The organism is Hathewaya massiliensis (assembly GCF_902143515.1).
GTDB lineage: Bacteria > Bacillota > Clostridia > Clostridiales > Clostridiaceae > Hathewaya > Hathewaya massiliensis.
Window position 1 is genome coordinate 173,675 of the sequence record NZ_CABFVD010000005.1, and the last position, 16,605, is coordinate 190,279.

21 protein-coding genes are annotated in these 16,605 nt (G+C 30.6%); all 21 read left to right on the forward strand.

The window, feature by feature from the left end; genetic code table 11:
* Window positions 1-13: 13 nt before the first annotated feature.
* The 21 genes from fliM to fliI all read left to right on the forward strand — a co-directional run bounded on the left by fliM (window position 14) and on the right by fliI (window position 16,590).
* Complete coding sequence (gene fliM / locus FNZ64_RS10645; protein WP_142414786.1) at window positions 14-1,009, forward strand: flagellar motor switch protein FliM; 996 nt, start codon at window positions 14-16, stop codon at window positions 1,007-1,009.
* Window positions 1,002-2,159, forward strand: a complete 1,158-nt coding sequence (fliY, locus tag FNZ64_RS10650) for a flagellar motor switch phosphatase FliY (RefSeq protein WP_142414787.1) — start codon at window positions 1,002-1,004, stop codon at window positions 2,157-2,159. Before fliM ends, fliY begins: the two co-directional genes overlap by 8 nt.
* A gap of 164 nt (window positions 2,160-2,323) precedes the next feature.
* Window positions 2,324-2,602: a flagellar biosynthesis anti-sigma factor FlgM gene (gene flgM / locus FNZ64_RS10655; RefSeq protein WP_142414788.1), complete on the forward strand. Its 279-nt coding sequence runs from the start codon at window positions 2,324-2,326 to the stop codon at window positions 2,600-2,602.
* A gap of 18 nt (window positions 2,603-2,620) precedes the next feature.
* Window positions 2,621-3,034, forward strand: a complete 414-nt coding sequence (locus FNZ64_RS10660) for a flagellar protein FlgN (RefSeq protein ID WP_142414789.1) — start codon at window positions 2,621-2,623, stop codon at window positions 3,032-3,034.
* Between the two features lie 4 nt (window positions 3,035-3,038).
* Complete coding sequence (gene flgK / locus FNZ64_RS10665; RefSeq protein ID WP_142414790.1) at window positions 3,039-4,898, forward strand: flagellar hook-associated protein FlgK; 1,860 nt, start codon at window positions 3,039-3,041, stop codon at window positions 4,896-4,898.
* Between the two features lie 17 nt (window positions 4,899-4,915).
* Window positions 4,916-5,899 (forward strand): flagellar hook-associated protein FlgL, encoded by a 984-nt coding sequence (gene flgL / locus FNZ64_RS10670; protein ID WP_142414791.1) that lies wholly within the window; start codon window positions 4,916-4,918, stop codon window positions 5,897-5,899.
* 19 nt (window positions 5,900-5,918) lie between these two features.
* On the forward strand, window positions 5,919-6,350 hold the full coding sequence (gene fliW, locus FNZ64_RS10675) for a flagellar assembly protein FliW (RefSeq protein ID WP_142414792.1): 432 nt from the start codon (window positions 5,919-5,921) through the stop codon (window positions 6,348-6,350).
* Window positions 6,350-6,580 (forward strand): carbon storage regulator CsrA, encoded by a 231-nt coding sequence (gene csrA / locus FNZ64_RS10680; RefSeq protein ID WP_142414793.1) that lies wholly within the window; start codon window positions 6,350-6,352, stop codon window positions 6,578-6,580. Before fliW ends, csrA begins: the two co-directional genes overlap by 1 nt.
* A gap of 11 nt (window positions 6,581-6,591) precedes the next feature.
* A complete protein-coding gene (locus tag FNZ64_RS10685) occupies window positions 6,592-6,951 on the forward strand; it encodes a flagellar protein FlaG (RefSeq protein WP_142414794.1) in 360 nt (119 codons plus the stop codon).
* Between the two features lie 14 nt (window positions 6,952-6,965).
* Window positions 6,966-7,214: a hypothetical protein gene (locus FNZ64_RS10690; RefSeq protein WP_142414795.1), complete on the forward strand. Its 249-nt coding sequence runs from the start codon at window positions 6,966-6,968 to the stop codon at window positions 7,212-7,214.
* A 28-nt stretch (window positions 7,215-7,242) separates the two neighbouring features.
* On the forward strand, window positions 7,243-7,629 hold the full coding sequence (gene fliS, locus FNZ64_RS10695; RefSeq protein WP_142414796.1) for a flagellar export chaperone FliS: 387 nt from the start codon (window positions 7,243-7,245) through the stop codon (window positions 7,627-7,629).
* Window positions 7,630-7,631: 2 nt separating this feature from the next.
* A complete protein-coding gene (gene fliD, locus FNZ64_RS10700) occupies window positions 7,632-9,197 on the forward strand; it encodes a flagellar filament capping protein FliD (RefSeq protein WP_142414797.1) in 1,566 nt (521 codons plus the stop codon).
* A 1-nt stretch (window position 9,198) separates the two neighbouring features.
* Window positions 9,199-9,558 carry a flagellar protein FliT gene (fliT, locus tag FNZ64_RS10705; protein WP_142414798.1) on the forward strand — a complete coding sequence of 120 codons (360 nt, stop codon included), beginning with the start codon at window positions 9,199-9,201 and terminating at the stop codon, window positions 9,556-9,558.
* A 20-nt stretch (window positions 9,559-9,578) separates the two neighbouring features.
* Window positions 9,579-10,460: a flagellin N-terminal helical domain-containing protein gene (locus FNZ64_RS10710; RefSeq protein ID WP_142414799.1), complete on the forward strand. Its 882-nt coding sequence runs from the start codon at window positions 9,579-9,581 to the stop codon at window positions 10,458-10,460.
* A 285-nt stretch (window positions 10,461-10,745) separates the two neighbouring features.
* The gene (flgB, locus tag FNZ64_RS10715; RefSeq protein WP_142414800.1) at window positions 10,746-11,159 is read left to right on the forward strand and encodes a flagellar basal body rod protein FlgB; all 414 of its coding nucleotides are present in this window, start codon (window positions 10,746-10,748) and stop codon (window positions 11,157-11,159) included.
* Between the two features lie 2 nt (window positions 11,160-11,161).
* The gene (flgC, locus tag FNZ64_RS10720; RefSeq protein ID WP_142414801.1) at window positions 11,162-11,593 is read left to right on the forward strand and encodes a flagellar basal body rod protein FlgC; all 432 of its coding nucleotides are present in this window, start codon (window positions 11,162-11,164) and stop codon (window positions 11,591-11,593) included.
* A gap of 10 nt (window positions 11,594-11,603) precedes the next feature.
* Window positions 11,604-11,903: a flagellar hook-basal body complex protein FliE gene (fliE, locus tag FNZ64_RS10725; RefSeq protein WP_142414802.1), complete on the forward strand. Its 300-nt coding sequence runs from the start codon at window positions 11,604-11,606 to the stop codon at window positions 11,901-11,903.
* Window positions 11,904-11,928: 25 nt separating this feature from the next.
* The gene (fliF, locus tag FNZ64_RS10730; protein WP_142414803.1) at window positions 11,929-13,497 is read left to right on the forward strand and encodes a flagellar basal-body MS-ring/collar protein FliF; all 1,569 of its coding nucleotides are present in this window, start codon (window positions 11,929-11,931) and stop codon (window positions 13,495-13,497) included.
* A 6-nt stretch (window positions 13,498-13,503) separates the two neighbouring features.
* Window positions 13,504-14,517, forward strand: coding sequence for a flagellar motor switch protein FliG (gene fliG / locus FNZ64_RS10735; RefSeq protein ID WP_142414804.1), 1,014 nt, complete (start codon window positions 13,504-13,506; stop codon window positions 14,515-14,517).
* Window positions 14,501-15,235: a FliH/SctL family protein gene (locus tag FNZ64_RS10740; RefSeq protein WP_142414805.1), complete on the forward strand. Its 735-nt coding sequence runs from the start codon at window positions 14,501-14,503 to the stop codon at window positions 15,233-15,235. The genes fliG and FNZ64_RS10740 overlap by 17 nt, the downstream gene beginning before the upstream one ends.
* Window positions 15,236-15,249: 14 nt before the next feature.
* On the forward strand, window positions 15,250-16,590 hold the full coding sequence (gene fliI, locus FNZ64_RS10745) for a flagellar protein export ATPase FliI (RefSeq protein ID WP_142414806.1): 1,341 nt from the start codon (window positions 15,250-15,252) through the stop codon (window positions 16,588-16,590).
* Window positions 16,591-16,605: the final 15 nt, after the last annotated feature.

Below are 16,605 nucleotides of genomic sequence, written 5' to 3' on the forward strand. Positions count from 1 at the left end.
ATGAGGGAATGATATGGCTGAAGTTTTGTCTCAGAGTGAAATAGACGCCCTTTTGTCTGCCCTATCTTCTGGAGAATTAGAACCAGAACAATTAGAGGTAGATGAAGAAAAGCAAAAGGTTAAAGTGTATGATTTTAGAAGCCCTCAAAAATTTTCTAAGGAGCATTTAAGAACCTTAGAACTTATACATGATAACTATGGAAGAATAATTTCAACTTATTTAACAGGGCAGGTTAGAAACAACGTTAAGGTTAAAATAGAGACTATTCAACAGATAACCTATGAGGAATTTATTCACTCAATTCCTAACCCTACTATGCTAACTATTTTTAAAATGCCACCTTTAAATGGAACTTTACTTTTCGAGACTAATCCAGACTTTGTATATCAAATAACTGATGTACTTTTAGGTGGTGGAGGGTATAGAAAAAATAAAACCAGGGAATTTACAGACATTGATAAGAATATAATGAGAAGAATAAATGAAGGTCTTATTTATAATTTAAAGCTTGCTTGGGAAGATGTGCTTGAGGTTGAGCCAGAAATTGAGGGGCTAGAAACAAATCCAGCTTTAAATCAGACATTAGCACCATCAGAACCAGTTGCCTTAATTACATTTACAGTTGAAATGGGCAAGAACAGTACGTTTTTAAACATCTGTATTCCTTACCTTAGTATAGAGAAGGTTCTAGATAAGTTGGAAGTTCAATATTGGTTTAGGGGTAATGTTGAAGAAAAAGATAATGAAAGTAATATGAAGATTAGAAAAAGATTAAATATAGTAGGAGTAGATATGGTTTCTATTTTAGGTGATACTATTATTTCTGTAGAAGACTTTTTAAGGTTATCTATAGGAGATGTAATAAGCCTAAGTAATAAGGCCATTGATCCAGTTAAAGTTTGCATAGGTGAGAAACCATATTACTATGCCAAACCAGGGGTAATAGGTAAGAATAGAGGAATACAAATTCTCGATATTATAGATAAGGATGTGGAAAGCTATGAATAATGGATTTCTATCACAAGATGAGATTGACTCTCTTTTAAAGGGAGATGATGGTAAGGATTTACCTTCACAAGATAATAGCAAGGAGATACTAGGAGATATAGAAAAAGATATTTTAGGGGAAGTTGGTAATATATCTATGGGTTCTGCTTCAACAGCACTATCCACTATAATTTCTCAAGCAGTTAATATAACTACACCAGATGTTAAGGTTACAACTTTAAGAAAGTTAAAAGAAGGATTTGAAGTTCCTAATATAGCATTAGATGTAAAATACACCAGTGGTATTGCAGGTTCTAACTTACTTGTAATGAAAGTTACTGATGCTGCTGTTATTGCAAACCTAATGATGGGTGGAAATGGTGAAGTTGATAATGTAATGGAACTATCTGAGATAGAAGTAAGCGCAGTATCAGAGGCTATGAATCAAATGATAGGTTCAGCTGCTACCTCTATGGCAACTATGTTTGCAAGAGAGGTTAATATATCTCCACCAATGTCTAAAGTTTGGGAAGATAGTGGCGATTCCTTGTCAGTAAATATAGACGATGATGAGGACATTGTAAGAGTAGCATTTAGATTAACTATAGGTGACTTGGTTGATAGTAGTATAATGCAAATACTACCTATAGCAACTGCTAAGGTTATTATAGGCATTATGACTGGAGGAGAAGAGCTCCAAGAGAACCATGCTAAAGAAGAAACCAAAAAATCTTATACTGAAGAAAATACATACAACGAAATTCCTGATAATTTAGGATATAATGAGGAAGTCAATTACAATAATTCTTATGAGGCTATGGGAGAAAAGGAAATAGAAAAACAAGCTCCAGTAAATGTAAAACAAGCAACTTTTTCTTCCTTAGGTAATGGTATTGCTAATACTACACCTAGAAATATAGACTTAATTTTAGATGTACCTCTTAATATTTCAGTAGTTCTTGGAAGATCAAAAAAGAATATTAAGGATATATTAGAACTAGGGGTTGGTTCTTTAATAGAATTAGATAAATTAGCTGAAGAACCAGTAGAGATACTTGTAAATGGAAAGAAAATAGCTTATGGTGAAGTTGTTGTTGTAGATGAAAACTTTGGCGTGAGAATAACTAGTATAATTAGTGGGGAAGATAGGGTAAAAAGTTTAGGAAAATAATTAATATAATTATAAAAATAAGGCAACTCTAAAATATGTGCCTTATTTTTATTTTAAAGTAAATTTATAATATAAACTTTTCTCTGTTTGAATCGATAATTACATTAGAATAAAAAAAGTGGAATATAAGGGGATTCAAAAAATCGGAATAAGGAGTGAAAAGCATGAAGATTAATAATGTTTCTATGAATAAACTTATTAATTTATACGATAGAAAAGAACAACAAGTTACACCTAAGAAAAAAAGTATGGATAAAGATAGAATAGAGTTATCAGAGTTTAGCAAAAAACTAAATGTATGTGAAGATATGGATAAAAAAGATGTAGATAGACAAAAAAGAATTATGGAGATTAAAACACAGATAGAAAAGGGTACTTATAACAAAGACTCTAAATTAGTAGCACAAAAAATTTTAGATAATATAAAGGGGAAAGAAATCTAAAGAAAGGTTGTATACAATATGAAAGAACAACTAAAAGAAATCCTTAAAAAAGAAAAGAAACTATTTAAAGATCTTTTAGAACTTTTAGATGCTCAATATAAATTCATTATAAGTAATAAAGTATATGAACTTGAAAATATAGTTTATAAAATCTCTAATAAGGGTAAGGAAATAGCTAAATCTGAACTCCAAAGAAGGGAAATTACAGGGGAAGGCCCTCTTTCGGAAATTGTAGGAAAGTATGAAGATGAAGAGTTATATTTACTTTATAGAGATACAAAAAGACTACTAGAAGAATTACAAATTCAAAAAGAGACTAATGATATGCTAATAAAACAAAGTTTAGGATTTACAAATCAGTTATTAAATATTATGAATCCTGCTGGAGGAACTCCTAAAACATATGGAGCTACAGGAAAAGTGAAGAGGTGATTAGATGTCAGATTTATTTTCAATTTTTAACATATCAAAAAGAGGGATGTTTACTCAGCAAAAGTCTATAGGCGTTACATCACATAATATAGCTAATGCCAATACAAAAGGATACTCAAGGCAACGTGCTTTAATCGAAACCACAAAACCTTTTGGAATGCCAAGTATGAATTCAACTATTGGACCTGGACAGCTAGGTACAGGATCTGCAGTTAAAATTATAGAGAGAGTAAGAGATGAATTTTTAGATTTTCAAGTTAGAAAAGAGACAAGTGTTTTAGGAAGATATGAGTCTAGAGAAAAATACTTAAAACAGGTTGAAAGTATTTTTAATGAACCTACAGAATACGGACTATCAGTTATGACAGGTAAGTTTTTTGAAGGATGGTATGGTGTAGGGCTTCACGCAGAAAGCTCTAATGCAAGAACTATGTTAGCTCAACAATCTGATGCACTAGCTAAGGAGCTAAACCATACATATACACAATTAAAAAACTTACAAGAAAATGTTAGGGGTGAAGTTCAACAAAAGGTTTTTGATGTTAATGGCACACTAGATCAGTTAGATGCTTTAAATCAGCAGATAATGAGTGTTAAAATTTCTGGTATGGAACCTAATGACTTAATGGATAGAAGAGATCTTTTAATAGATGAGCTTAGTAAAGCCTTAAACATACAAATTGATAAAAGAGACTTTAATGCTAATGATATTAGACCAGTAGATATAGATGGACTTCCAAACAAGGGGGAAAAGTTATTAGTACGAAAGGAACCTAACTACAGAGTAAGCAGATTTTCTTATATAAATAACATTGAAGAAAAAAAACAAGCGGATGGCACTTTAAATTTAGATGTAAGTTATTATAAGTTAGGGAACACTAATGATGTTGGAAAGACAATTACAATAACAGGTATAAAAACAAAAGAACAAGCAGTACAAGTTAAAAAACATATAGAACAATGTGGTGTCCTTTGGGCTGACCAAACTGGTAGTGCTTATTCAGAGGGAAGTCCTATAGATTTAAGTACTATAATACCAAGTGACACTACAGAAATAACTGAGGAAAAATTAGCTCAAGTAAGTGAAAAATTAGGATTGTTTATTCCAAATGAGGGTGAACTAAAGGGATTTATGTCTGTTCAAAAAGATGTGGATGGATATATTGAAAACCTAAATAAGATGGCTAAAGCCTTAGCATTAGCCGTAAACACACTTCATAATGGAACTATCTCAGAAGATCAAGGAACTGAGCCAAAGCTCAAAGATAATGACAGTAAACCTTTTTTTGTTAATAAGGATAAGGCTACTTATGGTGATGATAATAAGTTAGATGCTTCTTATAATTTTTCAGATGCAGAGCTTGAGATTAATGCAGGAAACATTGCTATGAATAGAGAGTTATTAAAAGATGTAATGAAAATAAATACAAAGATCGATGATACTAAGGGTGAAGGGGATGGAAGCAGAGCTCTTGCCATTGCAGGCCTTCAATATACCTTATTAGATATTCAAAATATTAATAATGCAAAAGAGAGAAGTGATTTTGTTGGTAAACTAGTATGGAGTGATGATTTAAAGCTTTATACTATAAAAAGTAATCCATTAGGTAAAAAGATTGATGCACATTTTAAAGATACTGTAGATGAACTAGGTGTTCACGGTATAGAGGCACAAAGAATAGTAATTAATCAAAAAGAACTTTTAAATAACTTTACAGAGAATAAAGATTCAGTATCTGGGGTTTCTATGGATGAAGAGATGGCTAATTTAATTCAATTTCAACATGCATATCAGGCTAATGCAAGAATGATATCTATTATAGATCAATTACTAGATGTAGTTGTTAATGGTCTAGTTAGATAAGCTAGGAGGAAAATAATATGAGAATTACAAATAAAATGCTTTCAAACAATTTTTTAAGAGATATGAACGTAAACTTAAGAAACTTAAGTAAACTTCAGGAACAGAGAACTTCAGGGAAAGAATTTAAGCGTCCATCTGATGATCCTTTTAGAGTAGCTAGATCAATGCAACTCCATACAGAACAAGCTATAAATGAGCAATATAAGAAGAATATAACAGATACTATAAACTGGCTAGATGTTACAGATACTTCACTAAAACAAGCTTCAGGAGTACTGGATAGAATTCATCAACTTGTAATTTCTGCAGGAAATGCTGCTTATGGAGAAACAGAAAGAGGAGCAGTTAAGGATGAAATAAATCAAAAGGTTAGTGAATTATCTCAAATATTAAATGCAAACTTTGACGGTAAGTATGTCTTTGGAGGAACAAGGGTAACTAGTAAACCTTTAGAAACTACGGAAGTAGACGGAAATAAAGTTCTTAACTATTCTAAAAGAGGCGGAGGAACTTTAGATCCAACTGCTGATAAAGAAGAGTATGCTATGATAAGAGAAAAACTAAAAACAGAAATTTCTCAAGGAGTTATATTAGATTACAATGTAACAGCTACAGAGATTATGAAATTCAAAAAGAAAGATGGAACAGATGGAGATTTGATGGTTGTACTTAAAAATATAACTGATCACTTGGATTCAAAACCCGATGAAAAAACTGCTAAGGAAGCACTACTTGGTACAGATCTTCAAGATATAAAAGATGCCATGGAAAATATACTTAAAATAAGATCAGAGGTAGGAGCAAAGCAAAACAGAACAGATTCTGCAAAAGAAAAAAATGTAGATCAAACTTTAAGCTTAAAAGCAATTTTATCTGAAACAGAGGATATAGATATAACTGAAAAAACCATGGAATTTGCAATAGCTCAAACAGTTTATGTAGCTTCCCTTCAAACTAGTGCGAAAGTTCTTCAACCATCACTTATGGATTACCTAAGATAGACTTTAAGGAGAATAAATTATGATTTTAAAAACAAAATATCATGGTGATATTGAATATAAGGAAAATGAAGTAATTAATTTTAAAAGAGGTATATTAAGTTTTGAACAGTTAACAAAATTTATTGTATTTCCTTTAAAAGGAAATGAATTTTTTAATGTGGTTCATTCCATAGAAGATAAAGATATAGGTTTTATAGTGGCTTCTCCTTTTAGCATAAAAAAAGATTATACTTTTGAACTATCTGATAAAACCATAGAAGAGTTAGAAATAAAAAACAGCAATGAAGTTTTAGTTCAAAATATACTTACAATAAATTCTGATATGATTAAAACCACTATTAACTTAAGGGCACCTTTAATAATAAATATAAACAGTAAATTAGGAGAACAGATAATTTTAAATAATGAAAACTATTCTATTAAAACACCTATAATTCAGGAGGAAAAATAATGTTAGTTATTAAAAGAAAAGTAGGTGAATCCTTAGTAATAGGTGAAAACATAGAAATTACTGTTCTTGCATCAGAGGGTGGAGCCATAAAGTTAGGTATTAATGCCCCAAAAGATCTATCTATATTGAGAAGTGAATTAATTGATGAAGTTAAATGTGAAAATACAAATGCAACTGACTTAAAAGATTTAGAAGTTTTGAAGAATTTACCTATATCAAAAGAAAAATAGGGGGTAATATTATGGAGATAGGTAGAATAAACAGTGGATATATAATGGAAAATCCACAAATACCTATGGACAATAAGAATTATGATGAAGAGGGGAAAAAACAGGTTTCTTTAGATGATAAAAAACAATATAGCGAAAAATATTCAGATAAGGATATAAAAGAAGCTGGAGATATACTAGATAAAGTATTAGAACAACAAGATTATAAGCTTGAATATAAAACCCATGATAAGTTTAAATACATTACAATGATAAAAATTGTAGACTCTAAAACTGGTGATACAATAAAAGAAATACCACCTAAGAAGATACTAGATATGGTTGCTGCCATGTGTGAAATGGTTGGGCTTATGGTTGATGAAAAAGCTTAAAAGGGGTAGGTCTTATGGAGTTTAAGCTTAATAAGGTTGACATGGAAATTAGACAGGATATAAAAAACCAGACAATAGAACGTAAAATAAATAGAAAAGAAAAAAATATTATATCCGAAGAGGATGATAATCATAGGAAATTTAAAAAAGAAGAGTTTAAGGAATTTAAGGCTAAGAAAAAAATAGTAATAAATGGGGAACAGTGTATTGAGGATTTAAGTTCTGAACCCCATAAAGGTTTGTTAATTGATAAAAAACTTTAACCTATTTTATAAATGGGAGGAAAGCGAAATGACCTATGCAAATGCCTATAATGTTTATAAAAATAATAGTGTAAATTATGCTTCTAAAGAGCAGCTTTTATTAATGCTTTTGGATGGAGCAGTTAAATTTTCTAAATTAGCACGAGAAGGAATATCAGAAAAGGACTTTCAAAAATGTCATACTAATATTATTAAAACTCAAAATATATTTTATGAGTTAATGGCGACTTTAGACACTAATTCAGGAGGAAAATGGGCGCAAGACTTGTATGGTATATACGAGTTTATAGTACAAAATTTAATAAAAGCTAATATTAAAAAAGATTTAGAAGTTTTAGACCAAACAATACCTTTAATAGAGGATGTAAAAAACACTTGGTATGAAGCTTATAAACTTAGTAAAGGAGGAAAATAATAATGGCAAATAATTATATGAGACTTACTGGACTTGCTACTGGACTTGACACAGATAATATGATTAAGCAAATGATGAAACCTTATAATATGAAGGTAGACAAACTTAAATCAGAAAGACAATCTATGCAATGGAAGCAAGACATTTACAGAGATATAATTAAGGATGTAAATAAACTAAATTATGATTTTCTAGATGTATTAGGCTCAGAAAAAAATGTAACTAATTTAAGTGGATATAACCTATATGAAGTAGCAGATAAAACAGGAAGCTCTGTAAGTGTAAATACTGGAGTAAATGTACAAGAAGGAAGATATGAGGTTAAAGTAGACAATATTGCAACTCCAGCTAAAATTGAAAGTGACAAATTTGAATTAGAAGATTATAAAAACTTTAAATTAGGTGAGGACAAAACCCTAAAAATAAAATATAAAAATGGAGCAGTAGAAGTAACGAAAGATATAGCATTAACAAAAGACTCTTCCTTATCTGATATTTTTAATAAAATAAAACAAGAAACAAAGGGAGAAGTAGTTGCAAAATACTCTGAGCTTACTAAAAAAATAACTTTTGAAACAAAGGCTACGGGTAAGGATACAGGTATTGAAGTAACAGATGCTGGTATTTTTGGTGTTGCATTTGGAACTATGGAATCTGGTAAAGATGCTAATTTTTCCATAAGCATACCAGGAAGCACAGCTTCAATTCCCAAAACATCAAGCACAAATACCTTTACAGCAGATGGTATAACATACAATTTTGTAAAAAATGGAACTACTGAATTTACTTTAGGTAAAAATGTGGACAAGGCTTATGATAAAATTAAGGGCTTTGTAGATGAATACAATAAATTAATCGATAAAATTTCCGGTAAAGTTGGGGAGAAAAAAGATTATAGTTTTAAACCTTTAAGTGAAGAACAAAGAAAAGAGTTAAAAGATGATGAAATAAAGAAATGGGATGAAAAAGCTAAATTAGGACTATTAAGAGGAGATTCTGATCTTCAAAATATGCTAAATAATTTAAGAAAGGCTTTTTTCCAAAATGTTGAAGGTATCAATGTTAGATTCGGAGATAAATTAGGAATTTCTACTTCTAGCGACTACTTAAAGGGCGGAAAAATTGAAATAAATGAAAGTAAATTTAAACAAGCCTTAAGAGATGATTCTGAAGGAGTTTTGAAATTATTTACGAAGATTAGTGATACACCATATTCTGCTGTAGATAAAGACAAGAGAGAAAAAAGATACAGTGAAAATGGAATATTTCAAAGAGTTAAAGATGTATTTTTAGATTATACAAGAACCCTAGGATATGGTAGTGATAAAAAAGGTATATTAATAGAAAAAGCTGGTATTAAAGATGAGTATGGAAGTTTTAATGAGTTTAAAAACTATATTTCAGAGCAAATGAAAGAAAAGGATAAGGTTATATTTAATCTTGAAAAAGATCTAGGCAGAAGAGAAAATAAATATTATATGCAGTTTGCTCAATTAGAAAAAATGATGAATAAAATGAACTCTCAATCTAGCTGGCTTATGAGTCAACTAGGAACAGGTGCACAATAATATGGAGAAGATTAAAGGTGTGGATTTACTTAAAATTCACTGTGATAAGTATATAGAGGTTACAAAGAAAATAATAAAATTTTTACAAGAAGATAACTTAGAAAAGGCTACAGATTTAGTGGAAGAAAGAGAAGAGCTTATAGAAGATATAAAATCTTTAGATTATGCTAGGGAAGAATTTATAGAAATTTTCAATAAGAAGGAGCTTATTGATTTAGAAAATAGATGTGTTTCTCTAATAAAAGAAAAGTTGCAATATGCAAAGGAAAAACTAGGGGAATTAAAAACCTCTAAAACGGTTAATAATAATTATAATAAGTATGGAAATAAAAGCTTTGCATTTTTAAATAAAAAAGTATAAATAAATACGGAGGTGATAAGGTGAGATTAGGACAAAATTTACCTTCCCTAAATGTATATAGAAATTATGTTAAAAATTTAAATTCTCAAAGTAAGGCAATGAATAAAATAAATAGTGGTAATAGATTAGATTCTTTTAGGCAAGAGGCTGTAGCTTATGGTCAAAGTGAAAGTTTTAGACTTCAATTAGGTGGTTATAGTAGTGCCATGAGAAATATTCAAGATAATGTTAGTATGCTTCAAACTGCAGAAGGAGGTATGGCAAACATATCTGAAAGCCTACTTAGAATTAGAACTTTGGTTATTAGTGCGGGTAGTGCTAAGACTGAGGAAGATAAAAAACATATACTAGGTGAGATAAATCAAAATTTAGAAAATATTGATTATATAAGTAAAAATACAGAGTTTAATGGATTAAAGGTTTTAAGAGGTCAGGAGAAAGGTGGCGGAGATCCAGACGTTACTAAGGTTGGACAAGTTATGGATACCTTAACGAATTTAGGTGGAAATAATGTAGAAGATAAAGTTGAAATACCGCTATACAACTTAAGCCCTAAAACCCTAGGTTTAATAGATGATATTACGGATAAAAGCACAAGCCATATTGATCTTAATAAGATTGATGAATCTTTAGAAGTATTAGATAAATCTATAAATTCATTGAACTCTATCAGATCTAAATATGGAGCTATTGAAACTAGACTTGAAGATTCATATAACAATGTAAGTGAAATTTATGAAACAATTCAAGGAGCTGAAAGTGAGCTTAGAGACTCTCATATAGGACTTGAGATGTCAGAGGTTGCTAAGTATAATATATTAATAGAGGCTGGACAAGCTATCATGGTTCAAACTAATAGATTTCCTATGGATATACTAAGAATACTAGAAAATGTAAAATAATAGGCGTTGTAGTTGCATCTGTAACATTTAGTAAAAATTTTTATTGTAATCAAAATTTATATTAAAAAATAAAAATAAACCTTGTAAAAGGTTTATTTTTGTTTTAATATTATGTATAATAAGTTATAGGTATAAATAAAAGTTATAATACTATATGAATTTAAACTAAAATTTAAGTAATTTATTCAAAATAGTTTGAATAAATTATTATAAATTACAATATAACAATAATTCCGGTAACATATAGATAAAATACAAATTGTTTTTTTATGGGGGGTGGAATATATGAAAATAGAAAGCAATATTTTTAATAATTATAGTTCTAGTTCAAATATCTATAATAAATTAAAAGCCAATATGGATATAGCTATTAAAAGAAAAGAGGTCCTATCCGATAATTTTGCTAATATTAATACTAAAGGATATAAACGATTTGACGTAGTTTTAAATGAAGAATTAGGAAAAGATAATATTAACATGAAAAAAACTGTAGATAAACACATAGGGGACTTTAAAGATGGAAATGGATTTAAAATAGTAAAGGATACCAGTGGAACCATGAGAAATGATGGAAATAATGTTGATCCAGAAATAGAAATGATAAATATTGCATCAAATGCAATACTATACAATACTCTTGTAACTCAAATTAATAATGAATTCTCTATGAAAACTAGTGTAATTAAGGGAGGCAAGTAAGAGTGAATGCTTTTAATAGTCTAAGAATTAGTGCAAGTGGTCTCTCAGCTGAGAGACTTAGGATGGATACAATTTCATCAAACGTAGTTAACTTTAGAACTACAAGGGGACAAGATGGAAAACCCTATGTTAGAAAGGTTGCCTTATTTCAAGAAAATTTTAAAAGAGAGATTGATAAAGAAACAGGATTAAGCAAAAAAACTCCTATAGGAATTAAAGCTGTAGGAATTAGAGAAGATAGTTCACCTTTAAGGAGAGTGTACGAGCCTTCTAATCCTGATGCAGATGCAAATGGATATGTAATGATGCCTAATGTAAATGTACTAAATGAGATGGCTGATTTAATAGCCTCATCAAGAGCATATGAGGCTAATGTTACAGTGATAAACACTGAAAAGGGAATGCTTATGAAAAGTTTAGAAATAGGAAAATAGGAGGATACTTATGAAGATAAACGAATTTATACCTGTTAATACTATAAAAGCTTTAAACTTTGAACAGTCAAATAAAACAATTAATGAAGATCAAGGCTTTTCCAATGTATTAAAAGAGAAACTAGATGAAGTAAACAATTTCCAAGTGCAAAATGAAATCAATAATAAGAAATTTATTGATGGGGAAGATATAAGTATACATCAAGTAATGATTGGAGCATCAGAGGCTAAAATTTCTCTACAATATGCCATTGAAATAAGAAATAAATTAGTAGATGCATATACAGAATTAAATAGAATGCAACTATAGTTTTAAATAGTTAGGAGTGCGAGCAATGGGAAAGCTACAAGATGTTTTTAAAGGGCTTTTAGAGAAATGGAAAGCACTAAGCAAGGGAAAGAAAATTGCTATTTCTTCCTTGGTTATAGGAATAATAGTTATATTAATTTATGTAGGAGTAAGTGCATCTAAGCCCAAATATTCTGTATTATTTTCAGAATTAGACCCTAAGGATTCAGGAAGTGTAGTGGAAATTTTAAAAGAGCAAAAAGTAGATTATAAGATAGACGGAAACACTATATTAGTTCCACAAGAAAAAGTAGCCCCTCTTAAAATGGATATATTATCTAAAGTGGATTTTGCAGGAGGAAGTAAGGGATTCGAAATATTTAGCAATGATAGTATGGTGTCTACTGATTTTGAAAATCAAATTAAGTATCAAAAAGCCCTTCAGGGTGAAGTTGAAAGAATGATTAAATCTTTTGAAGAAGTTAAGGATTGTAAGGTTATATTAAAGCTACCTGAAAAGGATACCTTTGCTATAAAAGAAAATCCAAATAAAGCATCAGCAGCGGTATCTATAAAGTTAAAACCAGGATCAAAACAACTAAAGGATGATCAGACAAAGACCATAGTATCTTTGCTTACAGGTGCTGTGGAAAATTTACCAAGGGAAAATGTACATATTGCAGTTAATGGCATAAAACTTGCCACATCTAATCTTTTTGAGAAGGATGGAGAAGAGAGCATATCTACAAATAAGCAACAAGACATGAAAATTGCAAAAGAGCAGGCTTTAAAAGAGAGCATTTTAAATGTATTAAGGCCGGTTTATGGTAATGGAGTAAATGTGGCTGTAAATACAGATTTAAGTTTTGATGCCATAGAAACGCAAAGTAAAGATTACAAAAAAGGTGTAGTAGTAAGTGAGCATAACATAGAAACAACGGATAAAAACAATGATAATAACGTATCTAGTAGTCCTATAGACAATAACATGTCTAACAGGGGCACAGATAATGTAAATAGTAACAATACTTCACAGCACAAGGAAAATACAAAAAACTATAATGTGCCTGAAGTAGTAAAGAAAGAAATACAAGCACCAGGAAAGTTAAGTAAGGTGTCTGTATCTGTTACAGTTGATGAAACCGCTGGAAGATTAGACGATGGGAGTAAAGAAAAGATAAGATCTACTGTTGCCTCTGCTATAGGCTTTGATGCAACAAGAGGAGATACTATAAGTGTTCAAGGGTTTAACTTTAAAAATGGTACAACAGATATAATGGACACTGCTAACCAGGAATTAAAGTTATCTGAGTTAGACAATGAGAAGAAACAATTAGAGAGAAGAATAGGTATAGCTGTAGGAGCTATAATGCTCTTAATTTCAACTCTACTAGTTTATAGAAAACTAAGGAAAAAGGATGAAGAAGATTATATGGAAGAATTTACAGATGAGGATCTTATTTCTCCTAAGGAACCTGTTTCCTTTGAACCAATAGTCTTTGAAAAAGAAGATGAAAAATCCCATGTGGAGAAAGAAGTTAAGAAATATGCTCAAAGCAAACCAGATCAGGTTGCAGAAATTATTAAATCATGGATAGCAGAGGATGAGAGGTGATAATTCATGCCTAGAAAAGAAGGCTTAAGTGGTGTGCAAAAGGCAGCAATTTTATTTATAACCTTAGGTCCTGAGGCAGCGGCTAGTATTATAAAAAGATTACCAGAAAGGGAAATACAAAAAATAACCTTTGAAATAGCAAATATAACTTCTGTAAAGCAAGAAGAAAGACAGGAAATACTAAGTGAATTTATAGAGATGAATAAGGCAAAGGACTTTATTTTAGAAGGTGGACTAGAATATGCAAGAACACTTTTAGGTAAGGCTCTTGGTAATCAAAGGGCGGAGGAAATATTAGAAAAAGTTACTGAAGCTACTCAGCAGTTTAGACCTTTCTCCATTGCAAGAAAGGCAGATGCTCATCAACTGTTAAATGTTATATCCAATGAGCATCCTCAGACTATAGCTTTAATTTTATGTTATCTTCAGCCAGATAAATCAGCACAGATTATGTCTGCATTGTCAGAAGAGTTACAAGCAGAAGTAGCTTTTAGAGTAGCAACTATGAACAATACATCACCAGTTATGGTAAAGGAAATTGAAAAAGTTTTAGATAGTAAATTATCTTCTGTTATAAGAACAGAATCAACTAGCATAGGTGGAATTAAGTCCTTAGTTGATATATTAAATCAAGTTGATAGAACAACTGAAAAGAATATTACAGAGGGACTTGAAAGAGAAGATGCAGAACTTGCTGAAAAAATTAAGGAATCTATGTTTGTATTTGAAGATATTATTACTCTTGATGATGTATCTATTCAAAGAATTCTTAGGGAAGTGGATAATAAAGAACTTGCACTGGCACTTAAAGGATGCTCTGAAGACGTTCAGGAAGTTATATATAGAAATCAATCTAATAGGGCTGCAGCTACTTTAAAAGAAGATATGGAATTCTTAGGACCAGTAAGACTTTTAGACGTAGAGAAAGCTCAACAAAAGATTGTATCAATTATAAGAAGACTGGATGAATCAGGAGAAATAATAATGGCAAGAGGTGGAGAAGATGCAATCATCGTTTAATGTTATAAAAAACCCCTACATAAATGTAGAGGGTGATGAGGTAATAGAAACTGAATATGCATCTCCTAAGGCTATAAAAATAGTAGAAATTGAAAAACCACATGTAGAACAAAGTATTGAGAAACTTTCTCAAATTATAATAAAGGATGCTAGAATTAAAGCAGAAGCTTTATTAGAAGAAGCAAAAAACAGAGCTCTTTCTATTCAAAAGGAAGCCCATGATTTTGGATATGATGAAGGCTTTAATAAAGGATATGCAGAAGGCATGGAAAAATCCTTAAGAGAAGGAAGAGAAAAAAAAGAAGAGATTATAAATAGTGCAGAAAAACTTTTATATAGTGCAAAAGAGCAATATGCAGGGTATTTTAAAGAAAAGGAAAAAGAATTACTAAGTATAATTTATGAAATTGCTTATAATTACCTAAAAAAAGAAGTGGAAAATGAAAGCTCAATAACCAGTATGATTAAAGAAGAGTTAGTTAAAATAAAAAAATCTCACACAATTTTAATAAAAATACACCCAAATTATATGGAAGAGCTGGAAAAGAATTTAGAGTTATGGAAGACAACACTTGGGTTAAAGGAAAATGTATTTTTACTTCCAGATGAGAGCATGGAACTTGGAGAGGTTATTATAGAAAAGGATAATGGGAAAATTGTTTTAAATCTTCAATATGCTATGGATAAAATTAAAAATGAGATATTTAGTAGAGGATAGGTGAAAGGTTAATTATGGAAATTAACTTTGATAAAATAAAAGAAAAAGTATCAAATACTAACCTAGTATATTATGAAGGTAGAGTTAAAAATGTAATTGGACTTACTATAGAAGTTACTGGAATTAGAGCTTTTGTTGGAGAAGTTTGCATTATATATAATGAAATGTCTAATAAAATAGATTGTGAAGTTGTAGGTTTTAAAAATGAAGATGTAATTTTAATGCCTTTAGGTGAACTTGTGGGTATATCACCAGGATGTATTGTGGTACCTACAGGTAAACCCTTAAATGTAAAGTGTTCATATTCTCTTTTAGGAAAAGTTTTAGATGGATTAGGTAATCCGTTGAATGAGGAAAATAAAATGGAAGAAATAATTGGTGGGGAATCCTATGCCATGGATTCTTCACCACCAGATCCTTTAAAAAGGAGAAGAATAAAAGATATTCTTCCTACAGGAGTAAAAGCAATAGATGGTTTTCTAACCTGTGGGGAAGGACAGAGGATAGGAATATTTGCAGGAAGTGGAGTAGGTAAAAGTACTACGCTTGGCATGATAGCAAGGGAAGCTAAGGCAGATATTAATGTAATTGCGCTTATAGGAGAAAGAGGAAGAGAAGTTAAGGACTTTTTGGAAAAGGATCTAGGAGAAGAGGGCCTAAAGAAGTCTGTAATAATTTGTGCAACTTCAGATAAACCTGCCCTAGTAAGACTTAAAGGTGCATTTACAGCTACAGCTATAGCAGAGTATTTTAGAGACCAAGGTAAAAAAGTTATATTAATGATGGACTCAGTAACTAGGTTTGCCATGGCTCAAAGAGAAGTTGGACTTGCCATAGGGGAACCACCAGCTACAAAAGGATATACTCCTTCAGTTTTTGCAATGTTACCTAGATTAATGGAAAGAGCAGGAACTTCAGATAAAGGATCTATTACAGCTTTTTATACAGTGCTAGTAGATGGAGATGACTTTAATGAGCCTATAGCAGATGCTGTTAGAGGTATACTAGATGGACATATTGTATTATCTAGAAAACTAGCAGGGAAAAACCATTATCCAGCAATTGATATATTAAATTCAGTAAGTAGATTAATGAGTGAGATTGCAAGTGAAGACCATAAAAAAGCATCTTCTTTTGCAAGGGATTTGTTAGCTACATATAAAGATTCAGAAGACTTAATAAATATAGGTGCTTATGCTGAAGGAAGTAATAAAAAGTTAGACATAGCTATGCAATATCATCCATATATAATAAAGTATTTAAAACAAGGAATAAAAGATAAGAGTACTATGAATGAAAGTATAGAACAGCTGGTAGGACTTTTTAAAGGTAATGAACACTTATATGATATATAAATTTATATAGGAGGT

Excerpts from the sequence above, each read along its gene's own strand:
- FNZ64_RS10660 (WP_142414789.1), top strand. The coding sequence starts at position 2,621 with ATGAAAGAACAACTAAAAGAAATCCTTAAAAAAGAAAAGAAACTATTT.
- fliF (WP_142414803.1), top strand. The coding sequence starts at position 11,929 with ATGGGAAAGCTACAAGATGTTTTTAAAGGGCTTTTAGAGAAATGGAAA.
- FNZ64_RS10690 (WP_142414795.1), top strand. The coding sequence starts at position 6,966 with ATGGAGTTTAAGCTTAATAAGGTTGACATGGAAATTAGACAGGATATA.
- flgL (WP_142414791.1), top strand. The coding sequence starts at position 4,916 with ATGAGAATTACAAATAAAATGCTTTCAAACAATTTTTTAAGAGATATG.
- fliD (WP_142414797.1), top strand. The coding sequence starts at position 7,632 with ATGGCAAATAATTATATGAGACTTACTGGACTTGCTACTGGACTTGAC.
- FNZ64_RS10685 (WP_142414794.1), top strand. The coding sequence starts at position 6,592 with ATGGAGATAGGTAGAATAAACAGTGGATATATAATGGAAAATCCACAA.
- fliG (WP_142414804.1), top strand. The coding sequence starts at position 13,504 with ATGCCTAGAAAAGAAGGCTTAAGTGGTGTGCAAAAGGCAGCAATTTTA.
- fliW (WP_142414792.1), top strand. The coding sequence starts at position 5,919 with ATGATTTTAAAAACAAAATATCATGGTGATATTGAATATAAGGAAAAT.
- fliS (WP_142414796.1), top strand. The coding sequence starts at position 7,243 with ATGACCTATGCAAATGCCTATAATGTTTATAAAAATAATAGTGTAAAT.
- fliY (WP_142414787.1), top strand. The coding sequence starts at position 1,002 with ATGAATAATGGATTTCTATCACAAGATGAGATTGACTCTCTTTTAAAG.
- fliM (WP_142414786.1), top strand. The coding sequence starts at position 14 with ATGGCTGAAGTTTTGTCTCAGAGTGAAATAGACGCCCTTTTGTCTGCC.
- FNZ64_RS10740 (WP_142414805.1), top strand. The coding sequence starts at position 14,501 with ATGCAATCATCGTTTAATGTTATAAAAAACCCCTACATAAATGTAGAG.
- fliT (WP_142414798.1), top strand. The coding sequence starts at position 9,199 with ATGGAGAAGATTAAAGGTGTGGATTTACTTAAAATTCACTGTGATAAG.
- flgB (WP_142414800.1), top strand. The coding sequence starts at position 10,746 with ATGAAAATAGAAAGCAATATTTTTAATAATTATAGTTCTAGTTCAAAT.
- csrA (WP_142414793.1), top strand. The coding sequence starts at position 6,350 with ATGTTAGTTATTAAAAGAAAAGTAGGTGAATCCTTAGTAATAGGTGAA.
- flgM (WP_142414788.1), top strand. The coding sequence starts at position 2,324 with ATGAAGATTAATAATGTTTCTATGAATAAACTTATTAATTTATACGAT.
- fliI (WP_142414806.1), top strand. The coding sequence starts at position 15,250 with ATGGAAATTAACTTTGATAAAATAAAAGAAAAAGTATCAAATACTAAC.
- flgK (WP_142414790.1), top strand. The coding sequence starts at position 3,039 with ATGTCAGATTTATTTTCAATTTTTAACATATCAAAAAGAGGGATGTTT.
- fliE (WP_142414802.1), top strand. The coding sequence starts at position 11,604 with ATGAAGATAAACGAATTTATACCTGTTAATACTATAAAAGCTTTAAAC.